Source organism: Sphingopyxis sp. CCNWLW2 (genome assembly GCF_037095755.1).
Taxonomy (GTDB): Bacteria; Pseudomonadota; Alphaproteobacteria; order Sphingomonadales; family Sphingomonadaceae; genus Sphingopyxis.
Map to the genome: position 1 here is coordinate 46,288 of NZ_JBAWKJ010000003.1, position 20,984 is coordinate 67,271.

Consider the following 20,984-nt stretch of genomic DNA (forward strand, 5'->3'; position numbering starts at 1 on the left):
GAAACGCTGCGGGTATCGGACTTCTTTGCAGAAGTGGCCAATTTTGCTCCGCGTGGCTATCGTCATGCCACCCGCAATTTGCTCAAAACGGCAGATTTCCAGGCTTCGCGGCAATCAGCTCTGCATGCCCAGCATCGGCTTGTAGCCCATATGGGCGATGCGGCGTTTTGCGGCAGCCGTCACAGTCCCGACATACAGATCGACTCGCCGGACCGCTGCCAGGGCGGACGGCAAATCAGGGGGACTATCGATGAACTCGTCGCGCATGACTTTGCATAGCCTGCTTGGCGCCGCCTCGCTTGCCTTCATTCTGCCTTCCACCGCGTGGGCGCAGGCCGAGTCGGAAAATCGGGAAGCGGACGACCCGATGTCGGGTGACATCGTCGTCACCGCCAACCGCCAATCGCAGATATTGTCGAAAGTGCCGCTGAGCGTCGCGGCCTATAGCCAGGAGACGCTCGACCAGCAGGGCGTCCGGCAGGTGGACGACATCGCGCGGCTCACCCCCGGCGTGACCTTTACCCGCGGCGATCAGCGCAATGCCGGTGCGGCCAATATCTCGATCCGCGGCATCTCCTCGACAGCCGGATCGGCGACGACCGGCATCTATATCGACGACACACCGATCCAGATCCGCAACATCGGCTTCAGCGCCTTTACGCCGTTTCCTGCGGTGTTCGACCTCGAGCGCGTCGAGGTTCTGCGCGGCCCGCAGGGCACCTTGTTCGGCGCGGGGTCGGAAGGCGGCACGGTTCGCTTCATCACGCCGACCCCAGACCTCAAGACCCTCGAACTCTATGGCCGCGCCGAACTGTCCTCGACCGAGAGCGGCGACACGAGCTATGAGGCCGGGCTGGCCGTCAGCGTCCCGCTGGTGACCGACAAGCTGGCCGCGCGCGTCAGCGGATATTATCGCCGCGATGGCGGCTATATCGACCGGGTCGAATATCGAAGCGGCAATGTCGTCGACAAGAATTCGAACTGGCAGGAAACGCTGGTCCTGCAAGGCTCGCTGGCCTGGAAGCCCGCCGATGCCGTCACGGTCACACCGTCGGTCTATTATCAGGATGCCTATTTCAACGACGCCGGCGTCTATTGGGAAAGCCTGTCCAACGCAAAAAAGGGCCGGTTCAACAACGGCAACGCGCTGGCCAACTGGAACAAGGACAAATTCGTGCTGCCGGCTCTGCGGATCGAGGTCGAACTCGGCGGCGTGACGCTCGCGTCCAACAGCTCCTATTTCTATCGCGATCAAAAGGCGCAGAACGACTATACGGTCTTTGAATCGGCGCTCTGGACCCGCAATCCCTTTTTCCCGCTCGGAATGTTCGCACCGGCATTCCAGTACAACAAGCAATCGAATTTCACGCAGGAAGTCCGGCTGCAGTCGAATGACGACGGTAGGCTGAAATGGGTCGTCGGCGCCTTCTATACCAAGAACCGGCAGACCGCGCGCCAGTTCGTCCAGGACACCTTCCTTCCCGACCTGTTCTTTCAGGCAACGGGCGTTCCGTTCAACGTCGCCTTCGGTCAGGGGCTCACCGACGGTCTCTATACCTTCGTGCTCGACAAGGCCGTATCGGTCGACAAGCAGCTCGCGGCTTTCGGTCAGGTCGATTTCAACATCACCGACAAGCTGCAGCTTACCGCTGGAATCCGCGCCGCGCGCACCAAGTTCAGGGCTGAGGCGCAGTTCAAGGGTCCCGTGGTCGGCCCCGATGTCGACGACAGCGGCGGGCAGAAGGAATCGCCGATCACCCCCAAGTTCGGGCTCTCCTATCAAGCCGACGACAATAATCTCATCTATGCCAACGCCTCCAAGGGGTTCCGCATTGGCGGCTATAATCCGGCCGTCGGGCTGCCTTGCGGCGTTTCCAACGCACCCCGGCCAGGAACGGCGCTCGGCGATCTCGGGCTTTCGGATCGCCCGCAGCAGTTCGGGTCGGACTCGGTATGGAGCTATGAGGCAGGGTCGAAGAACAAGCTGTTCGATCGACGGCTGCAACTTGATGCCAGCGCCTTCTACATCGACTGGAAGAATATCCAGCAATCGGTGGCGCTGTCGCGCTGCGGCTTCGCCTTTACCGACAATCTCGGCTCCGCGACAAGCAAGGGTTTCGACCTCCAGTTCCAGCTTCGTGCCACCGATGCACTGATTCTGGGCGGATCGGTCGGCTATACCAAGGCCGAGTTCGACGAGACGATCAAGGCCGGACCCGCGGCGACTGTGAATTTGGTGACCAAGGGCGACGATATCGCGCTTAACCCCTGGCAGATCTACCTCAACGGCCAATATGAATTCGAAGTGGGCAAGCATGACGCCTATGTGCGCGCCGATTTTCAGCATCTCAGCCGCCAGAAGGCGAGGACTGCGGCGCTCAACCCGGCCAATGGCGGCGCCGACCTGAATATCCCGGGCCGCGCGGAGGTCAACAATCTGTCGCTGCGTGCCGGTCTCAAACTCGATGCGGTCGATGTTTCGGTCTTCGTGAACAATGTGACGAACGAAACGCCGCTGTTGGTGCGGCAGCATGATGTCGCCTTCTCGACGCTCTATCGCAACGCCACCGTTCGGCCGCGCACGTTCGGCGTCACCGCCAGCCTTCGTTACTGAATTCTCGTCGGAGACAAATTGTGCAAAAATCGATCCTTCGTATCAGCGCCGCGGCGCTGGTGTTGTTCTCCTTCGCCTCGGGCACGCAGGTATCGGCGGCCGACGCGGTTGCGGCCGCAGCACCGGCGCCCGTCCGCAGCGCCGATCTGGTCTTCGTCAACGGCGAAGTCCGGACGCCGGGCGGCTGGGTGGAAGCCGTCGCCGTTTCGAAAGGGGTGATCATCGCGGTCGGCTCCAGCGCCGACGTGCGCGGACAGGCGGGTGAGGGCGCCCGCATCGTCGATCTGAAGGGCGCGACCCTTCTGCCCGGCCTGACCGATGGCCATGTCCATGCGATGTTCGCGGGCATGGAGCAGTTCACCTGCCGCATCAGGCCCGGAGCGAAGAGCGATGTGATCGCGAAGACGGTCGCCGGCTGCGTCACGGACAAGGCGGAGGGTGAGTGGATCACCGGCGGCAATTGGGTCGCGGCCGGATTCAAGCCGGCCGAACAGAATAGCAAGTTCCTCGACCGGATCGCGCCGAAGAACCCCGTCGCGCTGATCGATGAATCGCACCACAGCCTGTGGGTCAATTCGGCGGCGCTGAAGCAGGCCGGAATCACGCGTGACACGAAGGATCCCGATGGCGGCGCGATCGATCGCGACGGCCGCGGCGAACCGACCGGGCTGCTGCGCGAAACCGCGATGGGGCTGGTCAACGGCAAGATCCCGCGGCCGACCGACGCCCAGCGCGCCGCGGCGCTGACGCTTTCGACGAACCAGATGCTGTCGTTCGGTATCACCGGCTTCATCGATGCCGGCGTGCTGCTGCCCGATGTCGGGGTGATGTCGGCGATGTCGGCGAGCGGCGCGATGAAGCAGCGGGTGCGCGGCTGCATGCGCTGGACGCCGCTCGCCGGCACCAACCCGGTCGCGAACGGCGAGGCGCTGATCGAGGCGCGCGCTTTCTACAGCCAGCCGCGCTTCAAGCTCGATTGCGTCAAGGTCGTTCTCGACGGCGTGCCGACCGAGGGCCGGACCGCGATGATGATCGATCCTTATCTCGACGGTCCGCACGGACATGGCGGCGAACCGACGCGCGGCATTGCGATGCTGGCGCCGGAAATTCTCTATCCCGCAGTGACGCGCTTCGACCGCGAGGGGCTGACGATCAAGTTCCACGCGGCGGGCGACGGCGCGGTGCGCGAGGCGATCGATTCGGTCGCCGCGGCGCGCAAGGCCAATGGCTGGGGCGGCCCGGCGCATGACGTCGGGCACAACAGCTTCGTCGATCCGGCCGACATCGACCGCGTCCGCGATCTCCAGATGACCTGGGAGTTTTCGCCCTATATCTGGTATCCGACCCCGATCGCGGCGACCGACATCCGCGCCGTCGTCGGCGACGAGCGCATGAAGCGCTGGATCCCGATCAAGGACGCGCTCGATTCGCATGCGCTGATCATTGCGGGATCGGACTGGTCGGTCGTGCCGTCGGTCAATCCCTGGCTGGCGATCGAAACGATGGTGACGCGCCAGATGCCGGGCGGCAGCAAGGAGACGCTGGGCGAGGGGCAGAAGATCGGCCTAGACGACGCGATGCGTATCTTCACCGAGAATGCCGCCGTCCACATGGGGCTGCGCGACACGGTCGGCAGCATCGCGCCGGGCATGCACGCCGACGTCATCGTCGTTGAGCGCAACCCGTTCAAGATCCCGATCACCGAAGTCCACAACACCAAGGTGCTGATGACCTTCATCGACGGCGAGAAAGTCTATGACGCGGCGTCGCCGCCCAAACTGACCGCGCACTGATAACAGCTATCCCCGGGAGAATGCCATGAAAGCCATCCGCCGCTCGGTCTCCGCATGTCTCCTGGGAGCGATCTTCGTCGCCGCGCCCGCGCTCGCGCAATTTTCCGGGCCTGGCGAAGCGATCCCGCCGGCGCCGGCGGATCTGATCATCGAGGACGCGCATGTGCTGACCCCCGATGGCTGGGTCGATGCCATGGCGGTGTCGGGGGGAACGATCGTCGCGCTCGGCGGCGCCGATGCGGTGGCCCGGCATCGGACCGCCGACACGCGGATCGTGAAACTGGGCGGACGCACGGTGCTGCCGGGGCTGCACGACATGCATGTCCATCCGATGGGCGCGGGATTGGCGCATGTCGCCTGCGCCATCCCGCACGGTTCGACCCCCGGGGCAATTTTTGCGCGCGTCGCTGAATGCGCAAAGGGCAAGGCGCCGGGCGAATGGATCAGCGGCAACGGTTATGAAGCCTCGTCCTTTGGCGCGACGCCGCCCAACCGGCAGATGCTCGACAAGGTCGCGCCGAACAATCCGGCGCTGTTCTTCGACATCAGCGGCCACAGCAGCTGGGTCAATTCGGCGGCGCTGAAACTGGCGGGGATCGATCACAATACCCCCGATCCCGCCGGCGGCATCATCGAACGCGATGCCAGCGGCGAACCGACCGGCCTGCTGCGCGAACGCGCGGCGGCGCTGGTCTGGACCAAGATGCCGCCGCCGACCCGCGAACAGAATGCGGCGGCGCTGCAATGGGCGCTGGCGACTTTGCTGGCGCAGGGGATCACTGCCTTCGAGGACGCCGGCGTCGGCGAAAAGGGCGCGCTCGCCTATGCCGATCTTGCCGACAAGGGGCTGCTCAAGCAACGCGTGCGCGGGTGCCTGATGTGGACCGATCCGACGGTCCTGCCAAAGCGCAATCTTTACGCGCGCGACCGCTTCACGCCATCGTGCGTCAAGATGTTCCTCGATGGCGTGCCGACCGACGGACATACCGCCGCGATGGTCGAGGATTATCTGCCGCTGCCGAACGCGGTTCATGGCGACGGGCGCGAAAAGGGGCTGCTGCTCGTGCCGCAGGCCAAGCTCGATGCCGAGGTGACGCGCCTCGATGCGATGGGCATGACTGTCAAATTCCACGCGGCCGGCGATGGCGCGGTTCGCGCCGCGCTCGACGCGATCGCCGCCGCCCGCCGCGCGAACGGCTTTTCGGGCCTGCTCCACAACCCCGGCCACAACAGCTTCATCCAGCCCGTCGATATCGCCCGCGCCCGCGCGCTGGGCGCGACCTTCGAATTTTCGCCGTATATCTGGTATCCGTCGCCGATCATCGGCGACATCAAGAAGGCCGTCGGCGAGGAGCGGATGAAGCGCTGGATTCCGGTCAAGGAGGTGCTCGACGCCGGTGTGGCATCGGTGCCGGGCTCGGATTGGCCGGTCACTCCGAGCAGCAATCCCTGGGTCGCTATGGAGACGCTGGTGACGCGCCAGGTGCCCGGCGGCGGCGGCGAAATTCTCGGCGCGGCGGAACGCATCACGCTGAAACAGGCGTTCGACATGTTCACCCGCCAATCGGCCAACCAGCTTTATCTTGGCCAGTCCACAGGCACGCTCGAAACGGGCAAGCGCGCCGATTTCGTCGTCGTCGATCGCGATATCTTCGCGGTTCCAATCACCCAGGTTGGGCAGACCAAGGTGTTGATGACATACATCGATGGTGAAAAGGTCTATTCGGTGCCGTGATCGGGGTGGGTGAGGTTGTCCTAGCCGTCTCCGGCCTCCTTCACCTCCTGCGACCTCCACGACATGCGTACGGATTTCGTTGATGTGGGAAATCCCACCGGATACGAGGTGCCATCCTTCAATGAGGCGCGCGCCGCACGAAATGTCTTCTGGATGGCTTCCGCGTTGCAAGGGCTGATTTGATGCTCGGCGTTTGGTCGGGAGCAGTCTTCTGTCCGGGCTGTTGATGCGGTCGGTGGCTGACCGCTGGCCATGATGGTATCCGCGAACCAGGCCCCACTCTGCTTTGCGGGCTATTATGCCCAAGACATTCGACGGGTGTCCCGGCCCGTCGGAAATTTTGTGCGCGAGGCCGGTTATCGTCGTCAGATGATGAACCTTTCGCCGAAGATGACGGCGAACTGGGTTTTTGCCTCGCCCCACTCGCGCGGACCTTCATCGACGGCGAGGAACGCGGGCCGCGGGAGCAGGCAATCGGAAATTGCCTTCGTTCGGTCGACACGCGCCGGACCCGTCGGCGATGTCGGCTTTCAGGCCGCACCGGCTTCGCCCCCGCGCTATATGCCAGTCGCGGTTCAGGACCCGGTTTCGTTGCCCTGGTCGAGCTGGCGCACGACGTTTTCCGCACCTTGTCCGGCCGCCACGCTCCGCGCCGTACGGCCCGCGTTGTCGACGATTGCCGGGTCGGCTCCGCCCTCCAGCAGCATGTCCACTTGCGCGGTCCGCCCGAAGAGTGCGGCCATCATGATCGCCGTCTGACCCGCCTTGTTGCGCGCGTTGACATCGCACGCCGTCTTCAACAGGCGCGCCGCAATATCGTCATAACCTTTGAATGCGACGCCCATTTGGGCGGTATTGCCCTGCGTGCCGTCGGGCTTGCAGGCATCGGCGCCCTGCGCGATCAAAATTTCGACGGAATCGGCGTGGCCATTATAAGCTGCAAGAATCAGCGGTGTGAAGCCGCGGGCATCATAGCGGTCGATATCGGCACCCGCTTCGAGAAGCGGCCGGATCATTTCGGTGCGGCCCAGACGCGCAGCCTCGAACAACAGCTCTTGCCGCCGCTCGGGCGAGGGCATGTCGCTGGCCGCCGCCGCCGCGGGGTGAAGGATCGCGATGGACGCGTAGAACAGGATGCCAAGCATCAAACTTACTCCAAAAAAGACTCCGGGGTCGGCGGTGATACCGCCCCGGAGCAGGCTCCCACGTAACTTGGATTAGCGCACCGCCAGGCGTTGCTGCGGATAGGTGGCTTCATATTCCGCCACCGCCTCGACGACTTCGGCCAGCTTTACATTCGCAGCCTGTGCGAGACGCTTGCCGTAATCGGGGTCGGCCTGGTAAAAATAGCTGACCATGATCGTGCGCGTCCGGTCGGACGATACCTGGCCGAGGTCGCCCGCCAGATTGGCGACGAGGTCCGCCTTCTCCTTCGCCGAGAGCGAACGGTAGAAGATGCCGGCCTGCTCGAAATTGTTGCTCTTTTCGATCGGCCGTGCATCGACGGTGGCATTGACCGCATAGGTCGACTGCGCGAATTGCGGGGCGACCTGCTTCGCTTCGACCGCCGGGAAATAATTCACGTTCGAAGCGCTGCCCGACTGGTCGAGGACGCCATCCTGTGAATTGTTCACCACGGGGGCGATCGGCCGGTTGACCGGCAATTGCATGACGTTGGCGCCGACGCGGTAGCGCTGCGTGTCCGAATAGCTGAACAGGCGGCCCTGGAGCATCCGGTCGGGCGATGCTTCGATCCCCGGCACCATATTTGCCGGCGCAAAGGCCGATTGTTCGGTGAATTCGAAGAAATTGGCCGGCATCCGGTTCAGCGTCATCTCGCCGATCTTGCGGAACGGCACGCCCAGCCATTCCTTGGTATCGTCGAAGGGATTATAATTCAGCGACGCGAACTGGTCCGCCGTCATGGTCTGGATCATCAGGTCCCAGGCTGGGAAGTTGCCCTTGCCGACCTCGCGATAAAGATCGTCCGTCATGAAGTTGAAGGGCGCCGCCCCGGCATCTTTTGCGGTGAGATTCCTTACGCCCTGCCGGCTGACCCAGCGGAACTTCGCGAAGGTGATTTTACCTTCGCCGCTCACAAGCTTGAAGGCATGGACGCCATTTCCGTCCATGAAGCGGTAGGAGGCAGGTGTGCCGAGGTTCGAATAGACATGCGTAAGCATGTTGGTGGCCTCGGGCGTCGCCGAGAAAAAATCGAAAAAGCGGTTCGGGTCCTGCTTGTTCGTGACTGGCGAGGGCTTCAGCGAATGAACCATGTCCGGAAACTGGATCGCGTCGCGAATGAAAAAGACCGGAAGGTTGTTGCCGACAAGATCCCAGTTGCCCTGGTCCGTATAGAATTTCGTTGCGAACCCGCGCGGGTCGCGCAATCCCTCGGGGCTGCCCGACGGATGGATGACGCTCGAGAAGCGGACGAATACGGGCGTTTCCTTTCCTGCCTGGAAAAGCGATGCCTTGGTTATGCCGGCTATGTCCGCGGTCGCCCGGAACACGCCGTGAGCGCCGGTGCCGCGCGGATGAACGACCCGTTCGGGAATGCGTTCGCGGTCGAAGCGCGCGAGCTTCTCGATGAGCGTCGTATCCTCCAGCAGCACCGGGCCATAATCACCGGGGGCTTTGCTGTTGCGGTTGGCACCGATGGGGGCGCCGTTGTCGCGTGTCATGTTGGGGACCATCGCCGGCGTGGGATTTGCGGGAACAGTCATCGTCGTTCCTGCGTCCGCCGGAAGCATCACGGTGTTCATCCGCGGCGCGACCTGGATGTCGCCGGGCTGCGCAAACGCGCTGCCGCCAGAGAGCGCAAGCAGACTGATCGAGGCGCGAATGGCGACTCTGGACGAGTATGCTGAGATTTTCATAGACGATTTCCTTTTTTTACCGCCGTGTCATTTTGGCCGTCGATGGCGCTTCATGCTCGGAAGGACCCAGCGGGTGAAATTGCTTGTTTCTGTCTGACAGAGTGAAAGGATCGATTGTTCAAACCCCGCGCAATCGACCAAGCACGCGCTTGTCATCGTAGCGCCGGGGGCTGAAGGCGAGATTGCTTGCATTGTGCATGATGGCGTTCAGCGCCCATCTCCTCATTCCCGGCTCACCTATACCGGAATGACGACGCGCCATTTTTCGCATAAGACACGGCGACGGCATGGGACCCTGAGGTCATCGAGGCTATGTTTGAGGGCCTCCGGAGCCGAAGTTTCTATCTTTGGCGTCTCGATATGGGCAACCGATTGTCGGCGGATACTCTGCAATGTGGGAGATATTCTCGAGGACAGATGGGCCCTCTCGCGATGGCATCCGGATTATGCAGAAGAGTTCGCAGCCTATGTGAAGTCCATGGGATCCCACCAATAGCGATCGGCCTTCGCTCATCACTTGATTGAACATTCAGGCATCTGATTGCGGCTCACGGAGGTTTTCGCGTAATGGCGGTCCTTGAATTCGCATGCGCGCACTGGATGCGTCATTGTGGGGGTGGAATGAGCGACAAGAGAATAGAGGGTTCCCGGCAGGCACGGAAGGCAAGCCGAGTGGCGCCCGAGGAGGGGTCGCGAGCCATTTTGCTTGCAGCCACTGCCGAACTGCTCGCTGATCGCAACGATCTCGACTTTTCCCTGGGAGAAGTGGCGAAAAGAACCGGATTGAGCGCAGCTCTGATACCCTATCATTTCGGCAACAAGCATGGCCTTCTTAGCGCGCTTCTGGAATGGAGCTCGGGCCATCATGTCGAACAGCTGGGCGGGCTTGTCGCCATGCCGTTGCCAGCACTCGATAAACTGCGGATTCATGTCCGGGCGATTGTGGCGACCTACATGAAGATGCCCTATCTCGACCGCCTGCTGCACCATTTGATCGATCTTTCCGACGAAGCGGAGGCGCGCCGCGTCTCCGAATATTATGTGGGGCGGGTGGTCGATTTCTACCGGCAGCTGATCGACCAGGGCGTGCGGGAAGGCTCGCTTCGTCCGATCGATCCGATGCATCTATATTTCGTGCTGCTCGGCACCGGAGACCATCTCGTTGCACGGCGCCGGCTTCTTGAGCCTGCGGTGGGGCAAGCGGGCTTTGACGCGGGTTTTGCGCGAGATTTTGGAGACATATTGTATGGCATGATCCTGAACGGCATCGCGGTCGAATAATAGCTGTGGCCTTGTTGTCTGAACATTCAATCAGGATTTGACGCCTTTCGACTGAATATGTATTCAGGGCGGCAATGGGGCGCCGACCGGGGCGCTGATTTTAAAAGTCGCGGCTGCGCAGGGCTTCATCTTTTCCCTCCCAGGTGACGGCGCGGGAGGTTCTGGTGGCAAAAGACATGATCGAGCGGCGCGAAGAATCGGCGAGCGAGCGATGGGCCCGGACAGGCCCGATCGGTAGCGGGGAGGATTATGTCGAGAGCTTGCGCGCAAGATCGCTCGACATCTATCTTTTCGGCGAGCGCGTAGAGGAGCCCGTCGACCATCCGATCATCCGCCCATCGATCAATGCCATGAAGGCGACTTACGATCTGGCCGAGGCCGAACCCGAACTCGCGACCGCCTGGTCGCCTTTGACCGGCGGCCGGGTCAACCGTTTCCTCCATTTTGCAGGCTCGAACGAGGATCTGGTTATGAAGGGGCGGATGCAAAGGCGCCTTGGACAACTCACCGGAACATGCTTCCAGCGCTGCGTCGGCATGGACGGAATCAACGTCCTGCATTCGATCACCTATGAGATAGATGCCAGGCACGGAACCGGCTACCATCGCCGCTTCCTCGACTTCCTGACGCTGGCTCAGCGTAACAACATCGTCCTTGCGGGCGCAATGACCGACCCAAAGGGCGATCGCTCGAAGCGCCCGAGCGAACAGGCGGATCCTGACCTTTTCCTCCATGTCACGCGGCGGACCGAGCGGGGTGTCTATTTGAAGGGGGCCAAGGCGCATATGACGGGCGGCCTCAATTCGCACTGGATCTGCGTTATGCCCACGATGAGCATGGGACCGGAAGACCGGAACTACGCCGTGGTCGCGCTCATCCCAGCCGATGCGGCGGGACTGACTTATATCTACGGCCGGCAATCATGCGACACGCGAGCCCTCGAGGTGGGCGACATCGACAAAGGCAATGCAAGGTTTGGCGGTCAGGAAGTTCTCGTCGTGTTCGACGACGTTTTCGTTCCCCACGAACATGTCCTGATGGATGGCGAACATGAATTCGCGCAGGAAATGGTGTCGCGTTTCACCACCTATCATCGTGCAAGCTACATATGCAAAACGGGGCTGGGCGATGTCCTCACGGGGGCCGCGGCCGCCATCGCCGAATATAATGGAGCGGAAGGGGCGAGCCATGTGAAGGACAAGCTCGTCGAAATGACGCACCTCAACGAGACCATCTATTCCTCGGCGATCGCCTCGAGCCATGAAGGGAAGCAACTGGCGTCGGGCGTATTCATGCACGACCCTATGCTGGCGAATGTCTGCAAGCAGAATGTCACGCGTTTCCCATATGAGATATCCCGTATCGCCCAGGATTTGGCGGGAGGACTTATGGTGACCATGCCGTCCGAACAGGAGTTCGACCATGCGTTGACCGGCCCGATGCTACGAAAATATCTGCAAGGTCGTGCCGATTTCCCGACGGAATATCGGCAGCGCATTCTTCGGTTGATCGAAAATATGACGCTCGGCCGCAATGCTGTCGGTTATCTTACCGAATCGATGCACGGTGCTGGCTCGCCGCAGGCCCAGCGCATTCAGATCCAGCGCGGCATGGAAGTCGAGAAGAAAAAGGATCTGGCGAGGAAACTCGCGGGGATTGGCGGCGGCGGATCGGGCGACGGTTAGGACATCCGGCCCGCAAACCCATACCCGTCGATCGGGACTCCGATGCGGTTTTCGGCGGACGATCTTCCATCGCGGTCGTCGCGGCTTTGGCGGGGCACTGTCTGCAGGGCGGCCATGCGTATCGTTACGCAAATGTCCACGATCGCGCCGTCCAACTCTATCACAGGCGGGGCAGCCGGCAGAATTGAAGTGATGCAAAGTCGCCCGCAGACGATTTTCGCTGGCTTCATCGAGGAAGCGAGGCAGGGCGGTTCCTGTCGGCACGTCAAGCCATCAACGCCATCTTGTCCACGAGGATTGCCAACCTTCTGCTGGCGTCTCGCGCCTTGGGTCAGGAGCGGACATTGGCGGCCTCCCAGGCCTCCCGCAGTTCGAAACGGACGATCTTTCCCGACCCGGTGCGCGGGATTTGCTCCACTATCTGTACGACGGTGGGAACCTTATAGGCCGACAGGTGATTCTGGCAGTGACGCAGAAGGTCAACGACGTCGAGGCCGCTGACACGCGGTACGACAAACAGTCCCGGGACTTCGCCGAGCGCCTCATGCGGAAGGCCGACGACCGCGCAATCAACCACAGCCTCATATTGCAGCGCAATCTCCTCGATCTCGGCCGGCGCGATATTCTGGCCGCCGCGAATGATGACCTCCTTGATGCGTCCCGTGATTGTCAGAAATCCGTTGCGGTCAGTACGCGCCAGGTCGCCCGTGTGATACCAGCCGTTGCGCAGGGCCTTGTCGGTTTCCTCCGGCTTGTGAAGATATCCGAGCATGACATTGGGGCCGCGCACGATGAGTTCGCCTTCCTCCCCCGGATCGACATCGCGCAGGCTGGCGGGATCGACGATGCGTACCGACAAGCCGGCAATTGGCATGCCGCACGAGCCGGCGATCCTGTCACTCGAAACGCCGTTCATCGACACCATTGTGGACGTCTCGGTGATGCCATAGCCATCGAGGAGCGGAACGCCAAAGCGCCTTTCGAAAGCTTCGCCGAACGTCGGCGGCAGGATCGCGCCGGCGCTGACGCAGGCCCGCAGGCCCTTCATGACGGCGGCTTCGTCCGCTGTTTCGGCAAGATAGTGGAAAATTGTCGGGACGCCTGGGAAGATGGTGAAACTGCCGGTTGCGAGCAGCCGTAGCGCCTCGGCGCTCGAATATCGTTCCATGAAATGGACCGCGGCACCAGTTGCCAGAACCGAAATGATGCAAAGATTGAGCGCATAGGAATGATAGAGGGGAAGCGGTGATAGGAGCGTGTCCTCCTCGTCCAGCCCGAGCAGCGGCGACCAGCATGCGGCGGTCACCCAGGTCATGCCGCGGGTGCTGAGCATCACCCCCTTGGGCTTGCCCGTCGTGCCGCTCGTGTAGACGAGAAAGCTCGGAGCATCGAGATTCTCCGGGTCGCGGGGCGGGGCGGGCGGGGGCACCTCCCCCAGTCGTCGAAAATCGATCGCTGCTTCGTCGCGCGGCTCGACGCAGAGGATCGCCGCTGGCTCGGCGGACGAGGCAACGATCTGTTGGATCTGCGCAAAATGCGCGCCTGAGGTGACGATGAGCCGGCAGGCGGAATCGGCGAGGCGATAGGCGATCTCGGCCGCGGGCGCATCGGTGCTGATCGGAACGGCGACACCCCCCGCCCTCACGATCGCGAAACAGGCTTCAACCCAATCTACTGAATTGGGGAGGTGAATGGCGGCGCATTCGCTCTCCGCCAGCCCCATCGCCGCCAAATGACCGGCGAGATTCGCGGTCCGACGGTCGATCTGGCCATAGGTCAGCCCTCGTGTCGCATCGACAAAGGCGGTTTTGTCGCTTCGCGCCGCAGCATGCCTACGGAGCAGCTTGGGGATGGAGCAGACAAGGCTTGCCTGGAACATGGGTTCTTCCTCTCTCTATCCGGTCAGGCGAGCAGGGCGACCGAGGTTATGGCCGGATCGATTGGCGACCGAGCAGGTAGAAGAGGCCTCCCACCAGCAGCATCTGGATCGCGACCAACATTTCGGGTGACAGGGACGTGGCGGGCGTGGATACCGCTCCGGCCCTCCGCAGCCAGAAGACCATCGCCGCGCCGAGCAGCGCGCCAGCGGCGAACGGGATCGCCGGCCTTTCGCTGCCCAAAGAGTGCGACGTGCCAGGGCGCTGTCCGCGCGGTGTTACCGCCGTGTTGGGCAGCTGCGCGACGGGCGCTGGTGCCGCGGACGCCGGCTCCAGCGCTTCCGCGAACTTTCGGAAGAAGGCCGCCGAGAGCGACTTTGCGGTCGCATCGATCATTCGCCCACCAAGCTGGGCGAGCCGTCCCCCGATCTGGGCTTCCACCTCATAATGCAAAAGGGTGCCGCCTTCGCTTTCGGCCAGGCGCACGGTGGCGCCGCCCCGCGCATGGCCGGCAACGCCCCCCTGACCCTCGCCCTGAATTCGATAGCCATGGGGAGGATCGAGGTCGCCCAGTTCGATGCGGCCCTGGAAGCGCGCCGAAATCGGCCCGACCTTGACGACCGCCACGGCCTCCATCTCCGTATCGGAGATTCTAACCAACTGTTCGCACCCGGGCACACATTGGCGGAGGATTTCGGGATCGTTCAGTGCGTTCCATACTGCCTCTTTCGGGGCCGCAATAAATTGTTCGCCGGTCATCTCCATCGCGTCGTCTCCCAGGCTGTGCGGCAGGGTGCCGCTCCTCGTGCCGTCAAGATCGCTTGACGAGTCCATATGCAGTCCAGTAATGATAGTAACTGGAAATGAGATCAAGTGCTGATTGTCGCGGCCCGTCGCGACGGCGGGCGCAACCAGCGAACAGAGGGGAGGAAGCATGGCGTGGGAGGGCATCTTGGTTACGCGGGACGGCTGCATCGCCACGGTCACGCTCGATCGTCCGGATTCCCGAAATGCCGTCGACCTTGAGATGTGGCGTGGCCTTGCGGAGATTTTCACCCAATTGCGCGCCTCTCCGGATCTGCGCGGTGTCATTCTGACGGGGGCGGGCGATTGTTTCTCGTCGGGTGCCGACATCGGGGATTTCGAGGAAACGCGCGCGACGGTCGCACAGGGTCTGGGTTATGAAGCGGATGTCGATCGGGCATGCGATGCGATCGCGGGGCTCGGCTGTCCGGTGATCGCGGTCATTCGAGGCTATTGCTATGGCGGTGCCTGTCACCTGGCGATGGCCAGCGATTTCCGCTTCGTCGATGAAGCGGCCCTCTTCTGCATTCCTGCCGCGCGGCTCTCGATCGTGTACAGCGCGAGGGGAATGGCGCGCCTCGTCGCACTCGTCGGTCTCGCGGAGGCGAAGCGCATATTCTATTCGGCGCAGACCTTCGGGGCGCGCGAGGCAGTGGTATCCGGCTTTGCCGATCGCGTCGAGGTCGACCCGCTTGCGGCAGCGATGGCGTGGCTTCGGTCCATCGCCGACCTCGCGCCGCTCTCGATCGCGGGTGCGAAGACCATACTCAACATGGTCGCCATGCCGGGTGAGCCATATGATGCGGCTCTTGCCGATGCGGTGACGCTCCGGGCGCTGGCCAGCGCGGACTATGCCGAGGGTCGCCGTGCTTTCGCGGCGAAGCGGTCGCCGCAATTTCGGGGCGCATGAGATGAAGCCCGCCGCATTCGACTATGTCCGTGCCGAAAGCCCGGCCCACGCTGTCGAGATACTTGCTGCTGTGGGAAGTGACGCGAAACTGATCGCGGGCGGGCAAAGCCTGATGCCGATGATCAACTTCAGGCTCGTCCAACCCGCGATTCTCGTCGATATCAACGGCATCGCGGGGCTCGAGCAGATCGAGGACCAGGAGCATCGCGTGACATTCGGCGCGCTCGTGCGTCATCGCATGACCGCCGCCAGTGTGCTGGTCCGCGAGCGGATACCGGTTCTGCACGACGCCATGCGGCATGTCGCGCATCTAACCGTGCGGAACCGGGGAACCTTTTGCGGAAGCATTTGCCACGCCGATCCGGCGGCAGAAATGCCGATGCTCGCCTTGCTTCTCGAAGGTAGGGTGCAGATGATCTCGTCCCGCGGGACGCGCGAGCTGGCGATGGATGATTTTCTTCAATCGTCGCTTACGACCGCGCTCGAGCCCGACGAAATGGTGACGGGCATCACGATCGACAAGCCGGCCGCGACCAGCGGCTGGGCGTTCGCCGAATTCGCGCGGCGCCACGGCGACTATGCGCTTGCCGCGGTTGCTGTTCTGCTGACCCGGGGAGAGTATGGCGCCCGCGGGGTTCGTATCGCAATGATGGGCGTCGGCGACCGGGCGCGGCGCATGATTGCGGTCGAGCGCATCGTCGAGGGCAGCCAAATCGATCCGGTGACAGTCGCGGCCGCCGTCGAGCAGCTTCGCGTCGATATCGAGCCGCCATCGGATCTCGGGGGTTCGTCCGAATATCGGCGTTATCTGGCCGGCGAGCTTCTGGCCGGAGCTCTGCCGCTTGCCTGGTCCCGCGCGACGGACGGGCGCATCTCATGACCGCGCGGACCGATATCCATGTCGTTGTGAACGGCGTCGCCTATCGCCGCGCCGTGGAGCCGCGAATGTTGCTCAGCGATTTCCTGCGTCATGAAATCGGCCTGACCGGGACGCATGTAGGCTGCGAGCATGGCGTGTGCGGCGCGTGCACCATCCTGCTCGACGGACGCAGCGCGCGCTCCTGCCTGTTGCTTGCGGTCCAGGCGGAAGGGGCCGAAATCGCGACCATTGAGGGCCAGGGAACGCAGACGCAACTGGGCCGCATCCAGACAGCCTTTCGCGATCATCACGGTCTCCAATGCGGCTTTTGTACCCCTGGCTTCATCATGGCGATAGCCGACATGCTCGCGCATCATCCGCTCGAATCCGACGCGCAAATCCGCGACGCGCTCTCGGGCAATATCTGCCGGTGCACGGGGTATCAGCATATCGTCAATGCGGTGCGCGAGCTGGCGAACGAACGGGGGCCCCTGCCATGAAAATGCATTTCCTCTCGGGCGGCCGCCTGCGGATGCGGCGCTCAATCTATTATCCGGGCGCGGCGCGCGATGCGACCGTCGAACTTCCCGTGATCTGCACGCTTCTCAGGCACGCGCAGGGCAATATTCTGTTCGACACGGGCTGCAGTCCGGAGGCGGCGATCGATCCGGAGGCGCGTTGGGGCGGGGTGGCGCGGGCGATGGCCCCCATATTCGCGCCCGAGCAGGCAGTCGTCGGCCAGCTCGGCTTGGCCGGCCTTTTGCCAGACGATATTGATGTCGTGGTCTGTTCGCACCTTCATCCCGACCATTGCGGTTGTAACGATCACTTCCCGCGCGCCACCGTCATCTGCCACGCGGCCGAGGTCGCGGCGGCACGGGCTCCCGATGGCGCGGCGATGGGATATCTCCCCCGGGAATGGGACAATCCGCAAGGGTTCGATACGTTCGAAGGCCAGCGCGACTTGTTCGGCGATGGTCGCATCATCCTGCTCCCGGTTCCCGGGCACACGCCCGGCATGACCGCCGCGCTCGTTGCCCTCGACGGCGATGGCGAATTCCTCCTCGCGTCCGACGCTATCGCCGTCGAGGCCAATCTGCGCGAAGGCTATGCGCCCAAGAACAGCTGGGACCTCGGCCTGGCAAATGAGGCGATCGACGCGCTGCGGCGGATCGGCGAGAAGGGCGCGACCGTCATTTTCGGGCACGATGATGCGCAGTGGCAGACGCTTCGGCGCGGTAGCGATTATTACGCATGACCGCCGACCGCCCACCAGTCGAGCGCCGGCCGGGTCTGGTGGGAACTCGCGTCAAGCGTACCGAAGATCCCCGATTGCTCTCCGGCACCGGCCAATATGTCGATGACATGAACCCACCGGGCCTGCTCCATGTCGCCCTTTTGCGCAGCGATGCGCCGCACGCGCGCATTCGCGATATCCGGATCGACGCCGCGATCGGTGTTGCCGGCGTCGTCGCCATCTTCGACGCATCGGATTTCGAGGGCGATATTCTGCCGGCGCGCGCCACCTCGCGGATGAAGGGCTATTATGCGACGCCCTATTGGCCGCTCGCCCGCGACAAGGTCCGCTATGTGGGGGAGCCCGTGGTCGCGGTCGTTGCCGAGAACCGGTACGCGGCCGAAGATGCCGTGGGCCTCATCGAAATAGACTATGAGCCTTTGCCCTTCGCGGCGGACAAGGAAACCGCCGCCCGCGACGATGCCCCGCTTCTCCACGAGGAGGCAGGTACGAATGTCATCGTCGCTCGCGAGTTCGCGCGCGGCGAGGTGGAGGACGTTCTTGCGCTTGCGCCAATCACCGTGCGCGGCCGCTTCCGCATGACGCGCAAGGTGCCCACTGCGATGGAGCCACGCGCTTATCTTGCGGAATATGACCGCCGCCGGATGGCGCTGACGCTCTACAGCGCAACCAATATCCCGGGCATCATCCGTGACGTGCTCGCGCAGTGCCTCGACATTCCCGGTAGCCGGCTTCGCGTCGTGGCGCACGATGTTGGCGGCAGTTTCGGCGGCAAGGGATCGCTCTATCATGAGGAAATGCTCGTCTGCCTTTTGGCCCGGCGGCTCGAGCGGCCCGTAAAATTCACCGCTGACCGCCTCGAGGAACTGCTCGCATCGAGCCAGGCTTTCGACGAACTCATCGACGCCGAGCTTGCCGTGGACCGGGACGGCACTTTTCTTGGCCTTCGCGCCGACGTGCTCGGCGACATCGGAGCCTATTCCATCTATCCTTGGACCGCCGCCCTTGAACCTGTCCAGGTCATCAGTTTCATGCCCGGGCCGTACAAGATCGAGCATTATCGCGGGCGCGTGCGCGGGGTGCTCACACCCAAGCCTCCGACGGGACCCTATCGCGGGGTCGGTCGGCCCTCATCGACCTTCGCCATGGAACGGCTGGTTGACATGGCGGCCAGCCGTCTCGCCATGGATCCGGTGGAGATCCGGCGCCGGAACCTGGTGAGCGACGGCGATTTCCCTTATCGAACCGCGCCCGGAATCATCTGGGATCAGTCGGCGTTTCAGCAGTGCCTCGAGGCGGCCTGCACCTGCGCCGATTATCCTGCGCTCCGGCAATGGCAGAAGGATGCGCGCGCCGCCGGTCGCTGGGTCGGAATAGGGCTCGCGAGCTATGCCGAGCTGACCGGGATTGGCTCGCGCATCGCCGTCGCACCCGGCATGCCGATTAACACGGGTACCGAAACATCGACGATAAGCCTTGATTCGACGGGAGCGATAACGGCAGCCTTCGGTATCGCATCGCACGGCCAGGGGCTGGAGACGACGCTAGCGCAGGTGATCGCGGACGAGCTCGGCTGCCGCTTCGACGATATCGTGGTCCTCCAGGGAGACAGTTCGCTCGTGCCGGTCAGCAGCGGCACCTATGCCAGCCGGTCGGCGGTCCTGGCGGGCGGTGCCGCAACTCTTGCCTCGCGAACGCTGAAGGCGAAGCTCCTGCGCGCCGCCGCCTATCTTCTCGACCTTCCGGTCGAGGATCTCGATGTCGGCGAAGGGCTGGTCCGCGCCCGCTCGTCCAACGCGGTGATGAGCATCAAGGAGATCGCACAGGCGGTCTATTTGCAGATGGGACGCATCCCGCCTGACAGGCGCGAGGATCTGGTCGCGACCGAGACCTATGATCCTTATCTCGGCACCGCCTGCTCTTCGACGCACCTCGCGGTTGCCGAAGTCGATCCGCATAGCTTCGGGGTCACGCTCCATCGCTATGTGGTCGCGGAAGATTGCGGACGCATCATCAATCCGCTCATCGTGGACGGACAGGTTCATGGCGCCGTCGCGCAAGGTATCGGCGCGGCGCTTCTCGAAGAGGTAATCCACGACGAACAGGGGCAACTGAGTACGGCGAGCCTCGTCGACTATCTGTTGCCGCTTGCCTCGGATGTCCCCGAAATCGCGATCGTCCATATCGAGGCCGAACTGCCGAATAATGTCGGCGGTTTCCGGGGAATGGGCGAGGGCGGCACGATCGGCGCTCCAGCCGCTGTCGCCAACGCGATTTCGGACGCCCTGTCCGCCTTCGACATCGGCATCGACACGCTGCCGGCCACGCCGGAACGGTTGTTCCGCCACTTCCAGAACAAAAACCAGATATCGGACAGAAGGGAATTAACGTCATGACGAAGCCGCTTGCAGGAAAGGTTGCGCTGGTCACCGGCGCGGCGCGCGATGTGGGACGGGAAATAGCCTTTCTGCTGGCATCACAGGGGGCCGCGGTCGCGGTTAACTATCATGCGAGCGAGGATGCGGCGCTGAAGATCGTCGCCGACATCGTGGCCGCCGGAGGGTCGGCAAGGCAATGGAAAGCCGATGTCGGCGATTATGAGGCCGTCGCCACGATGGTCGATGCGATCGTCGAAACGTTCGGGCGGATCGATATTATCGTCAACAATGCCGGTATTGCTCAGCGCGCGCGCTTTCTCGAGACCACCTGCGAGCAGTGGCGCCGGCATATCGATATCGGCTTGATGGGAAGCGTCAACACAGCGCGGGCGGCCCTGCCGCATATGGTGGCCGCGGGAAGGGGAGGGCGCATCGTCTCGCTCGGTGGCGACAGCTCGCGCGTCGGCGAGGCCAATCTCTCGATGGCGGCGGCTTCGCGGGCCGGCGCTATCGCCCTCGTCAAGTCGCTGGCGAAGGAGTTCGGCCGCCACGACATCACTTGCAATTCGGTGATGCTGGGGATGATCCAGTCGGCGCATTCGGACCCGAAATGGCTCGACGAGATGCTTCCCAGGATGGTCAAAAATTATCCGCTCAAGCGCATCGGCCAGCCAGCGGACGTCGCGCCGCTCGTGGCGTTTCTCGCCTCGGACGATGCAAGCTGGATCACCGGCCAGACTATCAGCGTCAACGGGGGGTTTGCAATGCTGTGAAAGTAGCCGGGGCCCCGCCATCATGCGCCGAGCCCCGGCAATCGCCAGCGAGCATGGCGAAGGAGGCGGGGTGGTCCATTGCGCGGGCGGAAGATCATGGCGCGTGGCAGGCAGACCAGCGCGCGGCAGGCATCGACA

The 20,984-nt window shown here is 63.0% G+C and carries 16 protein-coding genes; 11 read left to right on the forward strand and 5 right to left on the reverse strand.

What is annotated here, in order from left to right; genetic code table 11:
- Positions 1 to 114 precede the first annotated feature (114 nt).
- Positions 115 to 267 carry a hypothetical protein gene (locus V8J55_RS17740; RefSeq protein WP_336446933.1) on the reverse strand — a complete coding sequence of 51 codons (153 nt, stop codon included), beginning with the start codon at positions 265 to 267 and terminating at the stop codon, positions 115 to 117.
- Here V8J55_RS17740 and V8J55_RS17745 point away from each other — a divergent pair.
- From V8J55_RS17745 to V8J55_RS17755, 3 genes are read left to right on the forward strand one after another with little or no spacing between them, the layout of a single operon-like run.
- Positions 266 to 2,614 (forward strand): TonB-dependent receptor, encoded by a 2,349-nt coding sequence (locus tag V8J55_RS17745; protein WP_336446934.1) that lies wholly within the window; start codon positions 266 to 268, stop codon positions 2,612 to 2,614. The two genes, V8J55_RS17740 and V8J55_RS17745, sit on opposite strands and share 2 nt — an antisense overlap.
- Before the next feature lie 20 nt (positions 2,615 to 2,634).
- Positions 2,635 to 4,407 (forward strand): amidohydrolase, encoded by a 1,773-nt coding sequence (locus tag V8J55_RS17750; protein WP_336446935.1) that lies wholly within the window; start codon positions 2,635 to 2,637, stop codon positions 4,405 to 4,407.
- Positions 4,408 to 4,432: 25 nt separating this feature from the next.
- On the forward strand, positions 4,433 to 6,142 hold the full coding sequence (locus tag V8J55_RS17755; protein ID WP_336446936.1) for an amidohydrolase: 1,710 nt from the start codon (positions 4,433 to 4,435) through the stop codon (positions 6,140 to 6,142).
- Positions 6,143 to 6,717: 575 nt separating this feature from the next.
- Here V8J55_RS17755 and V8J55_RS17760 read toward each other — a convergent pair.
- Positions 6,718 to 7,287 carry an ankyrin repeat domain-containing protein gene (locus V8J55_RS17760; protein ID WP_336446937.1) on the reverse strand — a complete coding sequence of 190 codons (570 nt, stop codon included), beginning with the start codon at positions 7,285 to 7,287 and terminating at the stop codon, positions 6,718 to 6,720.
- A gap of 72 nt (positions 7,288 to 7,359) precedes the next feature.
- On the reverse strand, positions 7,360 to 9,021 hold the full coding sequence (locus tag V8J55_RS17765; RefSeq protein WP_336446938.1) for a catalase: 1,662 nt from the start codon (positions 9,019 to 9,021) through the stop codon (positions 7,360 to 7,362).
- Positions 9,022 to 9,642: 621 nt separating this feature from the next.
- Here V8J55_RS17765 and V8J55_RS17770 point away from each other — a divergent pair.
- Complete coding sequence (locus V8J55_RS17770; RefSeq protein ID WP_336446939.1) at positions 9,643 to 10,302, forward strand: TetR family transcriptional regulator; 660 nt, start codon at positions 9,643 to 9,645, stop codon at positions 10,300 to 10,302.
- 176 nt (positions 10,303 to 10,478) lie between these two features.
- Positions 10,479 to 11,987 (forward strand): 4-hydroxyphenylacetate 3-hydroxylase family protein, encoded by a 1,509-nt coding sequence (locus V8J55_RS17775; RefSeq protein ID WP_336447577.1) that lies wholly within the window; start codon positions 10,479 to 10,481, stop codon positions 11,985 to 11,987.
- A gap of 331 nt (positions 11,988 to 12,318) precedes the next feature.
- On the opposite strand, the gene V8J55_RS17780 is transcribed toward V8J55_RS17775, so the two are convergent.
- Complete coding sequence (locus tag V8J55_RS17780; protein ID WP_336446940.1) at positions 12,319 to 13,866, reverse strand: class I adenylate-forming enzyme family protein; 1,548 nt, start codon at positions 13,864 to 13,866, stop codon at positions 12,319 to 12,321.
- A 46-nt stretch (positions 13,867 to 13,912) separates the two neighbouring features.
- Positions 13,913 to 14,698 (reverse strand): SRPBCC family protein, encoded by a 786-nt coding sequence (locus V8J55_RS17785; RefSeq protein WP_336446941.1) that lies wholly within the window; start codon positions 14,696 to 14,698, stop codon positions 13,913 to 13,915.
- Between the two features lie 118 nt (positions 14,699 to 14,816).
- Between V8J55_RS17785 and V8J55_RS17790 the strand changes: the two genes are divergently transcribed.
- From V8J55_RS17790 to V8J55_RS17815, 6 genes are read left to right on the forward strand one after another with little or no spacing between them, the layout of a single operon-like run.
- Positions 14,817 to 15,578, forward strand: coding sequence for an enoyl-CoA hydratase-related protein (locus V8J55_RS17790; RefSeq protein WP_336446942.1), 762 nt, complete (start codon positions 14,817 to 14,819; stop codon positions 15,576 to 15,578).
- 1 nt (position 15,579) lies between these two features.
- Positions 15,580 to 16,458 (forward strand): FAD binding domain-containing protein, encoded by an 879-nt coding sequence (locus V8J55_RS17795; RefSeq protein ID WP_336446943.1) that lies wholly within the window; start codon positions 15,580 to 15,582, stop codon positions 16,456 to 16,458.
- The gene (locus V8J55_RS17800; RefSeq protein ID WP_336446944.1) at positions 16,455 to 16,937 is read left to right on the forward strand and encodes a (2Fe-2S)-binding protein; all 483 of its coding nucleotides are present in this window, start codon (positions 16,455 to 16,457) and stop codon (positions 16,935 to 16,937) included. The genes V8J55_RS17795 and V8J55_RS17800 overlap by 4 nt, the downstream gene beginning before the upstream one ends.
- On the forward strand, positions 16,934 to 17,695 hold the full coding sequence (locus V8J55_RS17805; protein WP_336446945.1) for an N-acyl homoserine lactonase family protein: 762 nt from the start codon (positions 16,934 to 16,936) through the stop codon (positions 17,693 to 17,695). The genes V8J55_RS17800 and V8J55_RS17805 overlap by 4 nt, the downstream gene beginning before the upstream one ends.
- Positions 17,692 to 20,091 (forward strand): xanthine dehydrogenase family protein molybdopterin-binding subunit, encoded by a 2,400-nt coding sequence (locus V8J55_RS17810; protein WP_336446946.1) that lies wholly within the window; start codon positions 17,692 to 17,694, stop codon positions 20,089 to 20,091. The genes V8J55_RS17805 and V8J55_RS17810 overlap by 4 nt, the downstream gene beginning before the upstream one ends.
- Complete coding sequence (locus V8J55_RS17815; protein ID WP_336446947.1) at positions 20,088 to 20,846, forward strand: SDR family NAD(P)-dependent oxidoreductase; 759 nt, start codon at positions 20,088 to 20,090, stop codon at positions 20,844 to 20,846. Before V8J55_RS17810 ends, V8J55_RS17815 begins: the two co-directional genes overlap by 4 nt.
- The last annotated feature ends 138 nt before the right edge of the window (positions 20,847 to 20,984 follow it).

Excerpts from the sequence above, each read along its gene's own strand:
- V8J55_RS17755 (WP_336446936.1), top strand. The coding sequence starts at position 4,433 with ATGAAAGCCATCCGCCGCTCGGTCTCCGCATGTCTCCTGGGAGCGATC.
- V8J55_RS17795 (WP_336446943.1), top strand. The coding sequence starts at position 15,580 with ATGAAGCCCGCCGCATTCGACTATGTCCGTGCCGAAAGCCCGGCCCAC.
- V8J55_RS17785 (WP_336446941.1), bottom strand. The coding sequence starts at position 14,698 with ATGGACTCGTCAAGCGATCTTGACGGCACGAGGAGCGGCACCCTGCCG.
- V8J55_RS17740 (WP_336446933.1), bottom strand. The coding sequence starts at position 267 with ATGCGCGACGAGTTCATCGATAGTCCCCCTGATTTGCCGTCCGCCCTG.
- V8J55_RS17810 (WP_336446946.1), top strand. The coding sequence starts at position 17,692 with ATGACCGCCGACCGCCCACCAGTCGAGCGCCGGCCGGGTCTGGTGGGA.
- V8J55_RS17745 (WP_336446934.1), top strand. The coding sequence starts at position 266 with ATGACTTTGCATAGCCTGCTTGGCGCCGCCTCGCTTGCCTTCATTCTG.
- V8J55_RS17760 (WP_336446937.1), bottom strand. The coding sequence starts at position 7,287 with ATGCTTGGCATCCTGTTCTACGCGTCCATCGCGATCCTTCACCCCGCG.
- V8J55_RS17800 (WP_336446944.1), top strand. The coding sequence starts at position 16,455 with ATGACCGCGCGGACCGATATCCATGTCGTTGTGAACGGCGTCGCCTAT.
- V8J55_RS17780 (WP_336446940.1), bottom strand. The coding sequence starts at position 13,866 with ATGTTCCAGGCAAGCCTTGTCTGCTCCATCCCCAAGCTGCTCCGTAGG.
- V8J55_RS17815 (WP_336446947.1), top strand. The coding sequence starts at position 20,088 with ATGACGAAGCCGCTTGCAGGAAAGGTTGCGCTGGTCACCGGCGCGGCG.
- V8J55_RS17770 (WP_336446939.1), top strand. The coding sequence starts at position 9,643 with ATGAGCGACAAGAGAATAGAGGGTTCCCGGCAGGCACGGAAGGCAAGC.
- V8J55_RS17775 (WP_336447577.1), top strand. The coding sequence starts at position 10,479 with ATGATCGAGCGGCGCGAAGAATCGGCGAGCGAGCGATGGGCCCGGACA.
- V8J55_RS17765 (WP_336446938.1), bottom strand. The coding sequence starts at position 9,021 with ATGAAAATCTCAGCATACTCGTCCAGAGTCGCCATTCGCGCCTCGATC.
- V8J55_RS17805 (WP_336446945.1), top strand. The coding sequence starts at position 16,934 with ATGAAAATGCATTTCCTCTCGGGCGGCCGCCTGCGGATGCGGCGCTCA.